Below are 13,809 nucleotides of genomic sequence, written 5' to 3' on the forward strand. Positions count from 1 at the left end.
CCCCTCCGCCGGTTTTCGGGACCGTTCGGGTGAGCCGGGCTGGGGAAGGCGCGCGGCCGTGCCGATGCACGGGGGATGACCTACCTCACCCGAGCGGCGGCCGCGGCCGGCGCACTGCTGGCCGCCGCGGGCCTTCTCGCCGCGGGCCCCGCCCAGGCCGCGACCCGCGGATCCGCACCCGGCGACTGGCTGTACCTCACCGTCACCCGCGGCGACGCGCAGACCGGCACCACCACCAGCGCCCTGCTGATGTGCGACCCTCCCACGGGCCACCCGCACGCGGCGCAGGCCTGCGCCGAACTCGCCGCCGCCGACGGCGACATCGACCGCATCCCGCACCAGGACGTCTTCTGTCCGCTGATCTACGCCCCGGTGTCCGTGCACGCGCGGGGCAGCTGGAACGGGCGTCCGGTCGACTACGAGCAGACCTACACCAGCAAGTGCGTCATGGACGCGCGCACGGGAGCGGTGTTCGCGCTGGAGGCCTGAGCGGCACCGGGCTCGGGGCGCCGGTCCGGGGGGCGTGGTACGGCGCTGCCGGCCGGCCGCCCTGCTCGCGGCACTGTCGGCCGGGGGTACGACCGGGGGCCCGGCCCTCGCCCCGGGCCGGCGGTGCCGTCACGCGACCCGTTCAAGGGCCGACGGTGCTGTAGCGCGGGCCGTTCACGGGCCGGTGGTGCCGTCACGCCGCCCGGTCACGGGCCTGCCGGGCCGCCACCAGCACGGTCCGCGACTGGTGCTCCACCTGGTGCTCCAGCGGCACCCAGCGGGCCCCGAACCGCAGCGCGAAGGCGTCGCACCAGGAGGCGACCAGCCGCTCCAGCCGGGGCGCCGCCGTGTCGTCCGACTCCCGCAGGACCCGCAGCAGCATCGCCGCGGCCCGCAGCGGCAGCCGCCGCCCGAAGGCGTCCACACTGGCGACGTACGCCATCGTCGTGCCGGCCGGCGCCGTGTGGGTCCAGTCCCGCGCCAGCCCGGGGATCAGCCCCAGCACCCAACTGGCCGCCCGCAGCAGCGGGCCGCCCGTGTCGTCCAGCCGGGGCAGCGCGTCGGCGAGCACCCGTTCCACCTCGGCGGCGTCCCGCAGCAGCCGCCCGGCCAGCCGGTGCAGCGCCGCGGCGGGCTCCGGGTGCTCGGCCGGGTCGTCCACCACGTCCCCGGCCCACATCGGCACCTCCACCACGGCCGTCAGACCGCCGTAGCGGTGCGCGTGGTACCAGGTGCTGTGCCGGGCGTCGTCGGGCATGCTCGGGTAGGCGGCACGCGAGTCCGGGCCCGGCATCACATGCACCCCGGGACCGGGGGACGGCCAGCCCGCCGCGTCCGAGGCGCCCGTCTCCACCGGGATGTGCAGCTGCGCCGCCGACTTGGCGAACGGTTCGGCCAGACCCGGCACGTCCTTCGTCAACTGCACCCAGCTGCCGCCCAGATCGGTTCCGTGGAGCGTCACCTGGAGGTACGGGCGCAGCTCGTCGATCACCCCGGTCAGCGCGCGGGTCTCCGGCGGCAGCCGGTCCGGAGGCAGCACCGACGGCGCCCACTCCGGCTGCTCCGCGCCCGGGGGGCGGTAGAAGCCGAGGTGGTAGTCGAACAGGCTGCGCGGCGCCGGAGTCACGTGCAGACTCGCGCCGTCGGGGTCGGCGCACAGCAGGAAGTGCCAGGACGTGCCGGACCGCAGTTCCCGTTCGGCCAGCACCCGTCCGGCCAGCGCGCGCAGCGTGGAACCCCCGGTCGGTTCGTTGGCGTGGGCTCCGGCCACCACCAGCACCGCCCGGCGGGCGTGCCCCACCGACAGCAGGTGCAGGGGCCGTCCCGCCCGGGAGAGACCGACCTGCCGCAGCTCGCACAGCCCGGGTGCCCGGGCGGCCGACGCGCGCGCGAAGGCGATCAGTTCGGGAAGGCTGGGGTAGCGCAGCTCCGGCAGGAGACTCACCCCCGACTCGTGTCCGCCCGGCTTCGCCCTCTCAGTGCCGCACGGCCCGGGTGAACTGTCAAGCGTGTGGCGTGGCGGCTCCAGGGGGCGCCCGGACGCGCGACCCGGCTGCACCCCGGAACCGCGATCCGGGCGCGTCCGTCCCGCGCGTGATGCCGCCGGGGGAGAGCGTGGGCGGCGGGGAGGGCACCGCCGGTGCTCCCGGGTCAGTCGCCGACGCGTTCCAGCAGTGCCACGGGGAGTCCGCCGAACAGGTCCTCCGCCTGCGCCTGGCCCGTGAACTCGTGTCCCGGCGTGAGCAGATCCCGCCAGCGGCCCGGCGGCAGCGGCAGCCGTGTGCCGCGCCAGCCGCCCGCCCCGGCCAGCCGCAGCGACAGCCGGGTCACCGCCGTGACGACCTCACCGGAACGCGCGAACGCCACGCAGTGGCCGGCCGCCGGGCCCTCGGCGGTGAGCGGGTCGTAGGAGGCCCCCGGGCCGAACACGCCGGGCCTGCGGGCGCGCAGCCGCAGTGCCGCCGCGGTCAGGACGTCCTTCTCGCCGGGGGCCGGGGCCGGGAAGGGCACCGGCCGCCGGTTGTCGGGGTCCACCAGGGCCCGGAACTCGCTCTCCGTCCCCTGGTAGACGTCCGGCACGCCCGGCATCGTCAGATGGACCAGGGCGGTGCCGAGCACGTTGGCCCGGATGTGCGGTTCCAGGGTCTTGCGGAAGGCGGCCACCTGCTCGCCGGGCGGCCCGCACGGCCCGGCCGTGACGAAGGCCGCCACCGCCTCCTCGTACGGCGGCTCCTGCTCCGTCCAGCTCGTGTACATGCCCGCCTCGCGCGCGTGCTTGAGCAGGGCGTCCTGGACCCGCTCGGGCTCGGCCGGACCGAGCCCGAACACCGTCTGCCAGGCCGCCCAGGCCAGCTGGCCGTCCGGGACGGTCTCCTCGGTCCGTGTCACCTCGGCCAGCAGCCGCGCCCAGCGTCCGGGACACTCGGTCAGCACGGCCATCGCCGCCCGCACGTCGGCGCTACGCTTGGTGTCGTGCGTGGTGACCACGGTCCCGGTGGCGGGCCGGTCGCGCTGCACACGCGCGCAGTACGCGTGGAAGTCCTCCGGCGACACCCCGGGACTGCCCGGATCGCCGCCCACCTCGGTGGCCGCGGGCAGCGGCACGTACCGGTAGAACGCCGTGTCCTCCACGGACTTGGCGCGCAGCGCCGACGCGGTCTGCGCGAACCGGGTGCGCAGCTCCGCCCGGCCCGCGCGGTCCTCCGCGGAGGCGTCGGCGCCCGCGCCGGGCGGCTCGACCAGCAGCCGTCGTACGACGTCCACGGCGCCGGCCTCCTCGGGCACCACGAACGCGGACCGGGCCTCCTCCGCGGCCTGTCCGGTGACCACCTCGGAGGCGTCACCGGATTCGTACGGCCGGTAGACGCGCATCCGGACCAGCAGTTCCTCCAGTGCCGTGCGCAGCGCCCAGGGCGCCCGGTCGCGCAGCGCGAGGTCCGGTGAGGAGGCGCACAGCCGCGCGGCGGCGCGGGTGAGCCGGTCGCTCTCGGCGGCCAGTTCGTGCCGGAGCACCTCGTAGGCGGCCCGTCGCACCGTGGCCTCCCAGTCGCCGCCCCGGTCCGTCTGCGGGGCGGCGAAACCCCGGTAGTGGGAGACCAGTTCGCCCGCGCCGTCCCGGTCCGTGAACAGGCCGTCCACCTGGCGCAGGGCGTCGTAGCCCGTGGTGCCCGCGACGGGCCAGGAGGAGGGCAGCCGCTCGCCGTCGGCGAGGATCTTCTCCACGACCGTCCAGCGGCCGCCGGTCGCCCCGTCGAGGCGGGCCAGATAGCCGTCGGGGTCCGCGAGGCCGTCGGGGTGGTCCACGCGCAGCCCGTCGAGCACCCCCTCGGCGAGCAGCTGGAGGATCTTGGCGTGGGTGGCGTCGAAGACCTCCGGATCCTCCACGCGCACCCCGATCAGTTCCGAGATGCTGAAGAAACGCCGGTAGTTGAGCTCCGTGCGGGCCAGCCGCCACCACACCGGGCGGTACCACTGCGCGTCCAGCAGCCGGGGCAGCGGCAGGTCCCCGGTGCCCGTCCGGAGCGGGAACACGTGATCGTGGTAGCGCAGCACGTCCCCGTCGGCCACCAGGTGCTCCAGCTCCGCGCCGAGCGGCCCGCCGAGCACCGGCAGCAGCAGCCGGCCGCCCTGCGCCTCCCAGTCGATGTCGAACCAGCGCGCGTAACGCGATCCGGGGCCCTCGCGCAGCACCTCCCACAGGGCGTGGTTGTGCCGGGGCGCCATCGCCATGTGGTTCGGGACGATGTCCGCGACCAGGCCGAGGCCGTGCTCCCGGGCCGTCCGCGCCAGCGCGCGCAGGCCCTCCTCCCCGCCCAGTTCCTCGCGCACGCGCGCGGGGTCCACGACGTCGTACCCGTGCGTGGATCCCGGGACGGCCTCCAGGACGGGGGACAGGTGGAGGTGGGAGACGCCGAGCGACGCCAGGTACGGGACGGCCGCCGCCGCGGCGGCGAACGGGAACGCGGGCTGGAGCTGGAGCCGGTAGGTGGCCGTGGGCACCCCGGGTCCGGAACGCGCAAGGGTCATGCACACCTACGTACCCCGCCCGCAGCCCTTCCTGTCATCGACGCGCTCGGGACCGGCCACATCCCCGCCAGGTCTCACGCGCACGCCCGTACCGGCGCCCCGGGCGCATCGGCGGTCCGGGCGCACCCCGCGTCCCGTGCCCGCAGCCGGGTCTCACGCCGCACGCCCCGCACGCGCCGGCCCGCCGCACCCGGTGCCGCACCCGTCGGCCCGCCGCCGTCTTTCTCACGCGGGCCGGCGCAGCACCGTCATGCTGCGGTCCGGCAGGGTGAGGCGCTCGCCGGCCGCCACCTTCTGGCCGGTGCCCGGCGCCACCCCCTCCGGCAGGGCGGTGTCGACGACGACCTGCCACTGCCTGCCGTGATCGGCGGGCACCTGGAAGTCCAGCTCCTGGGGGGAGGCGTTGAACATCAGCAGGAAGGAGTCGTCGCTGATCCGCTCCCCGCGCGGACCGGGCTCGGAGATCGCGTTGCCGTTCAGGAACACCGCCAGCGCGGACGCCTGGGCGGAGTCCCAGTCCCGCTGCGTCATCTCCGCGCCCTCCGGCGTGAACCAGACGATGTCGGACAGCGCGTCGTGCGTGCCCTCCACCGGGCGCCCGTGGAAGAAGCGCCGCCGCCGGAACACCGGGTGGTCCCGGCGCAGCCACACCATCGCGCGGACGAACTCCAGCAGCCCGTCGTCGCCGGCGCCGGTGCCGTCCCCGGCATCGCCCTCCTCGGGCCACCGCACCCAGGACAGCTCGTTGTCCTGGCAGTAGGCGTTGTTGTTGCCGCGCTGGGTGCGGGCGAACTCGTCGCCGTGGCTGATCATCGGCACGCCCTGGGACAGCATCAGCGTGGCGACGAAGTTCCGCATCTGCCGCGCGCGCAGACGCCGTACGTCCTCGTCGTCCGTCTCGCCCTCGGCACCGCAGTTCCAGGACCGGTTGTGGCTCTCGCCGTCCCGGTCGTCCTCGCCGTTGGCCCGGTTGTGCTTCTCGTTGTACGAGACCAGGTCGCCCAGGGTGAAACCGTCGTGGCAGGTGACGAAGTTGATGGAGGCGAGCGGCCGGCGCCCGTCGTCCTGGTAGAGGTCCGAGGAACCGGTCAGCCGCGAGGCGAACTCCGCGAGCGCGCGCGGCTCTCCGCGCCACAGGTCCCGCACGGTGTCGCGGTACTTGCCGTTCCACTCGGTCCACAGCGGCGGGAAGTTGCCCACCTGGTAGCCGCCCTCGCCCACGTCCCAGGGCTCGGCGATCAGCTTCACCTGGGAGACCACGGGGTCCTGCTGCACCAGGTCGAAGAACGACGAGAGCCGGTCCACCTCGTGGAACTGCCGGGCGAGCGTCGCCGCGAGGTCGAAGCGGAACCCGTCGACATGCATCTCGGTCACCCAGTACCGCAGCGAGTCCATGATCAGCTGGAGGACGTGCGGCGACCGCATGAGCAGCGAGTTCCCGGTGCCCGTGGTGTCCATGTAGTAGCGCGGGTCGTCCGCCAGCCGGTAGTACGACGGGTTGTCGAGACCCTTGAACGACAGCGTCGGGCCCAGGTGGTTGCCCTCGGCGGTGTGGTTGTAGACCACGTCGAGGATGACCTCGATCCCGGCCTCGTGCAGCGCCCGGACCGCCGACTTGAACTCCAGGACCTGCTGGCCGCGGTCGCCCCAGGAGGCGTACGCGTTGTGCGGGGAGAAGAAGCCGATGGTGTTGTAGCCCCAGTAGTTGCTCAGACCCATGTCGGCGAGCCGGTGGTCGTTCACGAACTGGTGTACGGGCATCAGTTCCAGCGCGGTGACGCCCAGTTCGGTCAGATGCTCGATGACCGCGGGGTGGGCGAGTCCCGCGTACGTGCCCCGCAGCTCCTCCGGGAGCCCCGGGTGGCGCATCGTCAGCCCCTTGACGTGGGCCTCGTAGATGACCGTGTGGTGGTACTCGGTGCGCGGCGGCCGGTCGTCGCCCCAGTCGAAGTACGGGTTGATCACCACCGAGCTCATGGTGTGCGGCGCCGAGTCCAGGTCGTTGCGCCGGTCGGGGGCGTCGAAGTGGTAGCCGTACACCTCCTCGCCCCACCGCACGGACCCGGCGATCGCCTTCGCGTAGGGGTCGAGGAGCAGCTTCGCCGAGTTGCAGCGCAGCCCGCGCCCCGGGTCGTACGGGCCGTGCACCCGGAACCCGTAACGCTGTCCCGGCATCACACCCGGCACGTACGCGTGCCGCACGAAGCCGTCGCTCTCGCGCAGCTCCACCGCCGTCTCCGAGCCGTCGTCGTGCAGCAGACACAGCTCTGCTCGGTCCGCGGCCTCCGTGAAGACCGCGAAGTTGGTTCCGGCGCCGTCATAGGTGGCGCCGAGCGGATACGCCTCTCCAGGCCAGACCTGCATGACCCCGACTCTTCCAGGTGTTGTGCCCCGCCGGGGGCCCGTTGACCGCGAGTCTGCCCGAAAGTGAGGGAACCTCACATGACTTACACCCCTCTTACCCGCCGACCGGTGCATACGGCGCATCGTGGAGCGAGAGCGGCAAGGGGGCCCGAGAGGGACCCGAGGGGCCTCGGAGATGTCCGGGGCGCCAGAAGGGCTTCTCCCCGGGCTCGGACGATCCTCGCGACCGGTGGTGACCCGCGTCGACCAGCGCGGGCCGCGGCCGTGTGCCGAACCAGTGGGGCAGACAGGTACTCCCGTGACACCGGGAGGACAGGGGGAAGACGTGCGCGAGACAGTGCACCGCCATCTGGGCAAGGTGATGGCGGGGGTGGGCCTGGCGGCCGCAGGGACCGCGGTGATGGCCGCCGTCACGCTGCCGGGCACGGCGGGGGCGGACGAGAGCGGGGGCGCGGGCGGGGGCCCGGGCACCGGCACGCGGGCCGCCGCGCAGTCCGGCCAGGGGCTGGACGAGGTGCGGCCGGGAGTGGTCGCACCGGTGCCGGCCGAGGGCGAGAAGGGCACGGGCCGAGACCCGCTCACCGACGACGAGATCCGGCGGGTCGAGCGGATCGCCCGGACCGGGCGGCTGCTGAGCACCGGGGAGAACGTCGCCGGCGGCCGCGGCCCGCAGCGGCTGAGCGTCGACCTCGCCGAACCCGAGGCCGGCGAGCTCGACGAGCCGGACCCGCCGCGGCGGGCCGACGTGACCTTCTACGACTACCGGGACGACTCGCTCGTCACCAGGACCGTCGCCCTGGACACCGGGACCGTCGAGCGGACGGCCGTCAGCCACGGTGTCCAGCCGCCGCTCAGCCGCGCCGAGAACACCGAGGGGGCCGGACTGCTCATCGCGGACCCGCTCGGCGCCGGACTCAAGGCGGACTACAAGGACGCCACCGGCCGTGAACTGACCTCCCCGGACCAGCTCCTGCTCAACGGGGCGGTCTACCGGGCCGTACCGGGCGGGCAGCCCGCCGTCCTCGACTCCTGCGGCGAACACCGCTGTGTACGGCTGTTCCCGAAGGTCAAGAACGGGCCCTGGATCGACGCCCGCAGGCTCGTCGTCGACCTGAGCACCCGCAAGGTCGGCCGGCTCGAACGGCGCTGAGCACCGGCGCCGGCCCCGGCAAGCCCGCAGCCCGCAGCCCGCAGCCCGCAGCCGGCATCCGGTGACCGGCGCGGCCGCGCCGATCACCGGCCCGCGTGGACGGCCAAGTCCGGCGTGCCACAGGGTCGTTCGCCCCTCCACCCTCCACACTCGTCCACTTCAGGAGAGTCGTTCCGTCATGCCCGTGAACAGGATCACGCGTGCCCGCGTCCGGGCCGCATCCGTCGGCCTCACCCTGGCCGTGCTCGCCGCCGGAGCCGCGGCCGGCGCGGGACCGGCCACCGCCCGCCCGGTGGCCGCCCACCAGGCGGCCGCCGGTACCCGGCAGAGCGCCGCCCCCGCCGCCGACTGCGGCGCCGCCTACCGCATCGAGCAGAAACTGACCGGCGGCACCACCTGGCGGATGTGCTGGCGCTACGACAGCAAGGCCGGGCTCGTCCTCGAACACGTCTCCTACCAGCCCAAGGGCGAACCCAAGCCCGTCAAGGTGCTGAACAGCGCCCGCCTCGCCCAGATCGACGTGCCCTACGACGACGGCAGCGTCGAGTACGACGACCTGACGGGCTTCGGGTTCGCCCAGGGCCTGGTGAACCTCGCCCCCGGCGAATGCCCCGGCGGCACCATCAGGACCGTACGCGTCCCGGACGCCGTGGACCCGGCTAATCCCGACGTCAAGGGCCTCTGCACGACGACCCGTTCACGCGGACACGCCTACCGCATGCAGGGCGACAGCGCGAACAAGGTCTTCCAGACCCAGGGCAAGGACCTGCTCGTCTACACGGTCAACCAGGTCGGCTGGTACGAGTACCTGACCGAATGGCGCTTCCAGGACGACGGCACCGTCCAGATGAACGTCGGCGCGACCGGCAGCCTCTCCTACGACGACTACGACGCCGGCGACGGCCGCGGCTGGCCCATCGGCAAGGGGGCCCGCGCCTACGCCACCAGTCACAGCCACAATGTGTTCTGGCGGATAGACTTCGGCCTCGACGGCTCCTCCAAGGCGAAGGTCGAGCAGTACGACTCCGCCGTCACCGCCCCCGCCCCCGGCGGCCAGGCGCCCACCAACAGGACCACCCGCACCGCCGTCACCAAGGAACTCGCGGGCGACAGCAAGACCTACCGCTGGTGGCGGATCGTCAGCACGGCCGGCAAGAACGCCGACGGCCACGCCCGTTCGTACGAGATCGTGCCCGGCCCCAGCACCCGTTACCCCGGGCGCCCGTTCACCCGCCACGACGTGTACTTCACCGAGTACGACAAGTGCCAGCTGTTCGCCAGCAACAACCCCGGATGCGCCGCCGGAACACCCCGGTCGGTCGACCGGTGGGTCAACGGACAGACCCTCACTCACCCGGTGGTGTGGATGAACGTGGGCTTCCACCACATCGCCCGCGACGAGGACCAGCAGCCCATGCCGGTCCACTGGCAGGGTTTCAGCATCGCACCCCGCGACGTCACGGCTATGAATCCGCTCACTCCCGCCGAGCTGGCAGGGCAGAACGGCCACTGGCGACCCCGTAGTTGAGAAACCGACCTGCCCATCCGGCTGCACCGGCCGCCGCTCCCGGAGTACCCTTCCTTGATCGTTGGGACGGGGAAGGTCCGGGGGACGGAAGGCGGTGCACGGGTGGGCTCGGGAGGGCTGGAGCTGCCCCCTGGTGGCGAGGGTCACGAGGGGAACTCCACAGACGTCCCGCCCGGCGCGGTGTCCCTGGCCCGTCCGATGGCCGCGGGGTCCATCGGGCCGGAACTGGACTGGGACGCCGACGCCTGGCACGAGGTGCGCACCCGCGCCCAGCGGGCGGGCAGGGCCTACATCTGGCTGAACCTCGTCGAGCAGCGGATGCGGGCGGTCGTGGCCGCCGTGCTGCGCCCCGTCTACGAACCCGTCCACGGTGACGAGTGGGTGGTGGCCGCGGCCGGCCACACCGGGCAGGAATGGATGCAGCGGGCGGTCGCCGTGCGCGAAGTCAGCCGCCGCAAGGGCTACTTGCTCGACCCGGCCGACGACAACGTGCTCAGCTTCCTGACGCTGCCCCAGCTGCGCGAGCTGATGGTGCAGCACTGGCCCTGCTTCGCGCCCTACTTCGAGGAGCGCAGGGACCTCGAACTCGCCCTGGACGAGCTGGAGGTGACGCGCAATGTCGTCTCCCGCAACCGGGCCCTGTCCGAGGCCGTGCTGAACCAGGCCGAGCGGGCCTCCGCCCGGCTGCTGGAACTCCTCGGCGCCGGGGCCGACGTGCCCTCGGCCGGCCGGCTGCCCGTCGACGCGGTCGAGGACCTGGTCGGCGACCGGTACGCCGACGTGGTCGCGGTGCACCCGGACCGGGTGCGGCTCATGCGCCAGTTCCCGGCCGAGGACCTCTTCGGCCGCGCCCGGCGCCTGGACGCCATCGGCATCGGGCTCAACCTGCTGGTGCAGAACTTCTCCGGGCGCCGCCTGGTGCGGCTCGCCGAGGGCGGCACCCGGGTGCGGCTGCTCTTCCTCAACCCTGCCTCCAGCGCGGTCAAGCGCCGCGAGCGCGAGCTCGGGATGAAGCGGGGCGAGCTGAGCCGCGCCGTGGAGATGAACATCCTGCACATGCGCCGGGTGCGCTCCCGGCTGCGCGATCCGGGCGCCTTCGAGATCCAGGTGTACGACGAGACGCCCCGCTTCACCGCCTACCTCGTGGACGGGGACGGCGCGGACGGTGTCGCCGTGGTGCAGTCCTATCTGCGTGGGGCGCGGGGGATGGAGTCACCGGTGCTGGTGCTGCGGGGAGGCAGCCGCGTGGTCAAGTCGGACGATGCGATGGAAACCGGACTTTTCCCCACCTATCGTGAGGAATTCGAGATGTCCTGGTCCGATTCGCGCCCGGTGTCCTGACTCGTCCGTCACCGGCGGAACGCACCCCTCGGATTGTCAGTGCCCCGTGCGAAGGTGGAACCCACTGGGGGACAGCACCACCGAGAAGGGGGACCGCCCATGCGACGGCACAGGAAGCCGTCGGCCGGCTTCGACGCGAAGACGGCCGCAACCGATCCGAACGGCACCCGCGCCGCCGCCGGCGCGCGTGTGCCGCGCCGGAGGACGGGCGTCGGGCCGGTCCTCCCCGTCTCCGCGGAGGCCGTGCGATGAGCTGGACCACCGGGCCGCTGATGGCCTTCGACCTGGAGACCACGGGCACGGACGTGGAGACCGACCGCATCGTCACCGCGGCGGTCGTCCGGCTGGACCCGGACGGGACCGTCTCGCAGGAGCGGACCTGGCTGCTCGATCCCGGGGTGGCGATACCGGAGCAGGCGTCGGCGATCCACGGGATCTCGACCGAGCGCGCCCGCGCCGACGGGGTGCGGCCCGCTCCCGCGGTCGAGGAGATCGTGGAAGCCGTCGCGGAGGGGGCGCGTTCGGGGCTGCCCCTGGTGGTGATGAACGCGCGCTACGACCTGTCGCTGCTCGACCGCGAGTGCCGGCGGTACGGCGTCGAGCCGATCGGCGACCGGCTGGGCGGCGGGCCGCTGACGGTCATCGACCCGCTGGTGATCGACAAGCACGTGGACAAGTACCGCAAGGGGAGGCGGGCCCTCCACGCGCTCTGCGACCACTACGGGGTGTCGCTCGACGACGCGCACAACGCCAGGGCCGACGCCGTGGCCGCGGGCCGGGTCGTGCGGCGCATGGCGGAGAGGCACCGGCGCGTCGGGGCGATGCCCCCGGCCGAGCTCCACGCCCTCCAGGTGCGGGCCGCGGCCGAGCAGTCGGCCTCCCTGCAGGCCTATCTGCGGCGCACCGCGGATCCGGCGGCCGTCGTCGAGTCGGCGTGGCCGCTCATACCGCGGAGGCCCTGAGCGGCTCGGGCGCCGCGAGCACTCCGGCCCGGGCTGCCGGGCAGGGGGCGCTGGTGAACAACGGGGCTGCGGGACAAGGAAGTTGATGTTTCCCGGACACCTCTCTGTGTCATGCTTCGGCCATGACTGAGCGAGACGACTGGGGCAGCAGGCTGCAGACCGATCGACCCCACTCCGCGCGGGTGTGGGACTACCTGCTCGGCGGCAAGAACCACTATCCGGTGGACAGCCAGGCCGGCGACCTGATCCTGGAGCACTTCCCCGAGTTCGCGGCCATCGCCCGGGTGCAACGGCGCTTCCTGGTCCGCGCGGTGAGGTTCCTGGCGAAGGACGCCGGGATCCGCCAGTTCCTCGACATCGGCACCGGGCTGCCCACCACGGACAACACCCATGAGGTCGCCCAGGGCATCGCGCCCGAGAGCCGGATCGTCTACGTGGACAACGACCCCATCGTCCTCGCCCACGCCGACGCCCTGCTGCGCAGCACGCCGGAAGGGGCGTGCGCCTACCTCGACGCCGACGTGCGCGATCCGCAGAAGATCCTCACCCAGGCCGCCCAGACCCTGGACTTCGACCGGCCCATCGGCCTGATGCTGCTCAACATCATGGGCCAGGTCGCGGACGAGGAGGAGCCCGGACGGATCGTGGCCGAACTGATCGACGCCCTGCCCCGGGGCAGCTACGTGGCCCTGAGCGACGGCACGGCCACCAGCGAACCGCTCCAGGCGGCGGTCGCGGCGTACAACGCCCAGTCCGTCAACACGTACCACCTGCGCGCCCCCGAGCACATCGGCAGCTTCCTGCAGGGCCTGCGCCTGGTCGAACCGGGCCTGGTCAGATCCGCCGACTGGCGCCCGGACCCCGACGCCCCCGGCACCCCCCGCGAACAGGGCCACGCGGCGGGCGCGGTGGGCCTGAAGGAGTAGCCCCCGCGGAGCCTCCGGTACCGGTCAGAACGGGTACCAGCGGACCGTTTCGTCGCCGGTGCGGAGGGAGGCGACCCTGCGTTCGAACTCGGCGAGGGCCTTGGGGTTGGACGGGGCGTGCTGGGCGACCCAGGCGCAGCTCGCGGTCTCGCGGGCGCCGCGCAGGACCGAGCAGCCCTCCCAGGCGCGGACGTCCCAGCCGTAGGACCCGGTGAAGGAGTCGTAGGCCTCGTCGGGGAGGCCGTAGCGGTCGTGGGAGAGGGCCATGACCACCAGGTCGTGCTCGCGCAGGTCGGCGGAGAAGGTCTCCAGGTCGACCAGGACCGGGCCGTCGGGGCCGATGTGCACGTTGCGGGGCAGCGCGTCGCCGTGGATGGGGCCGGGGGTCAGGTGCGGCGTGAGGGCCGCCGCGGCCGCCGCGAAGCCGTCGCGGCGCTCGCGCAGATACGCCGCGTCCTCGGGCGCGATCGCGTCGCCCGCGAGCCGCAGCCAGCGCTCCACCCCGCCCAGCAGTTCGCGGGGCGGCAGCGCGAACGGGGGAGCGGGCAGCGCGTGCACGACGCGCAGCAGTTCCGCGAGGTCGCGCGGTTCGGCGGGCCGTACGGGATCGGGCAGCCGGTGCCACACGGTCACCGGGTGGCCGTCCACCAGCAGCGGCTCGGGCTCGGCCGCACGCACCGCGGGCACGTCCGCGCCGGCCAGCCAGCCCGCGATGTCCAGCTCGCGGCGGGCCCGGCCGAGGAGTTCGGCGTCCCGGCCGACCTTGACGACCAGATCACCGGCGGCGAACACCGCGTTCTCGCCGAGGGCGAGGAGCCGCGCGTCGCGCGCCGGACCCGGCAGTACCTTCGCCTCGGCCAGTACGTCCCGTGCCCGTGCCTCGTCCATCGTGCGCCTCCGTGCCGTTCTTCCCATGCCGACCGTCCCGTGCCGGCCGTCCCATGCCGACCGTCCCGTGCCGACCGTCCCGTTCCGATCGTGCCGGGACCGCCCGGCTCCGGCCATCCTCGCATTCGTACAGGT

The 13,809-nt window shown here is 73.6% G+C and carries 10 protein-coding genes; 6 read left to right on the forward strand and 4 right to left on the reverse strand.

Features of this window, described 5'->3' with window-relative positions; genetic code table 11:
• Window positions 1–75 precede the first annotated feature (75 nt).
• Window positions 76–489 carry an SSI family serine proteinase inhibitor gene (locus tag ACIPRD_RS16870; RefSeq protein ID WP_401563741.1) on the forward strand — a complete coding sequence of 138 codons (414 nt, stop codon included), beginning with the start codon at window positions 76–78 and terminating at the stop codon, window positions 487–489.
• 193 nt (window positions 490–682) lie between these two features.
• On the opposite strand, the gene ACIPRD_RS16875 is transcribed toward ACIPRD_RS16870, so the two are convergent.
• The 3 genes from ACIPRD_RS16875 to glgX all read right to left on the reverse strand — a co-directional run bounded on the left by ACIPRD_RS16875 (window position 683) and on the right by glgX (window position 6,879).
• Window positions 683–1,933 carry a M14 family zinc carboxypeptidase gene (locus ACIPRD_RS16875; protein ID WP_356399776.1) on the reverse strand — a complete coding sequence of 417 codons (1,251 nt, stop codon included), beginning with the start codon at window positions 1,931–1,933 and terminating at the stop codon, window positions 683–685.
• 206 nt (window positions 1,934–2,139) lie between these two features.
• On the reverse strand, window positions 2,140–4,515 hold the full coding sequence (gene treY, locus ACIPRD_RS16880; protein WP_401563744.1) for a malto-oligosyltrehalose synthase: 2,376 nt from the start codon (window positions 4,513–4,515) through the stop codon (window positions 2,140–2,142).
• Window positions 4,516–4,740: 225 nt separating this feature from the next.
• Entirely contained in the window at window positions 4,741–6,879 is a 2,139-nt protein-coding gene (gene glgX, locus ACIPRD_RS16885) for a glycogen debranching protein GlgX (protein WP_356399772.1), read from the reverse strand.
• Window positions 6,880–7,204: 325 nt separating this feature from the next.
• Between glgX and ACIPRD_RS16890 the strand changes: the two genes are divergently transcribed.
• The 5 genes from ACIPRD_RS16890 to ACIPRD_RS16910 all read left to right on the forward strand — a co-directional run bounded on the left by ACIPRD_RS16890 (window position 7,205) and on the right by ACIPRD_RS16910 (window position 12,786).
• Window positions 7,205–8,029 carry a Tat pathway signal sequence domain protein gene (locus ACIPRD_RS16890; protein WP_401563747.1) on the forward strand — a complete coding sequence of 275 codons (825 nt, stop codon included), beginning with the start codon at window positions 7,205–7,207 and terminating at the stop codon, window positions 8,027–8,029.
• Between the two features lie 178 nt (window positions 8,030–8,207).
• Entirely contained in the window at window positions 8,208–9,557 is a 1,350-nt protein-coding gene (locus ACIPRD_RS16895; protein ID WP_401563748.1) for a copper amine oxidase, read from the forward strand.
• Between the two features lie 102 nt (window positions 9,558–9,659).
• A complete protein-coding gene (locus ACIPRD_RS16900; RefSeq protein ID WP_401563751.1) occupies window positions 9,660–10,898 on the forward strand; it encodes an SAV2148 family HEPN domain-containing protein in 1,239 nt (412 codons plus the stop codon).
• A gap of 248 nt (window positions 10,899–11,146) precedes the next feature.
• Window positions 11,147–11,860: a 3'-5' exonuclease gene (locus ACIPRD_RS16905; protein WP_356399764.1), complete on the forward strand. Its 714-nt coding sequence runs from the start codon at window positions 11,147–11,149 to the stop codon at window positions 11,858–11,860.
• A gap of 122 nt (window positions 11,861–11,982) precedes the next feature.
• Window positions 11,983–12,786, forward strand: coding sequence for an SAM-dependent methyltransferase (locus ACIPRD_RS16910; RefSeq protein WP_401563753.1), 804 nt, complete (start codon window positions 11,983–11,985; stop codon window positions 12,784–12,786).
• Window positions 12,787–12,810: 24 nt separating this feature from the next.
• On the opposite strand, the gene ACIPRD_RS16915 is transcribed toward ACIPRD_RS16910, so the two are convergent.
• Entirely contained in the window at window positions 12,811–13,674 is an 864-nt protein-coding gene (locus ACIPRD_RS16915; RefSeq protein WP_401563755.1) for a phosphotransferase, read from the reverse strand.
• Window positions 13,675–13,809 lie beyond the last annotated feature (135 nt).

It is taken from the genome of Streptomyces sp. NPDC090108 (assembly GCF_044747185.1).
Classification (GTDB): domain Bacteria; phylum Actinomycetota; class Actinomycetes; order Streptomycetales; family Streptomycetaceae; genus Streptomyces.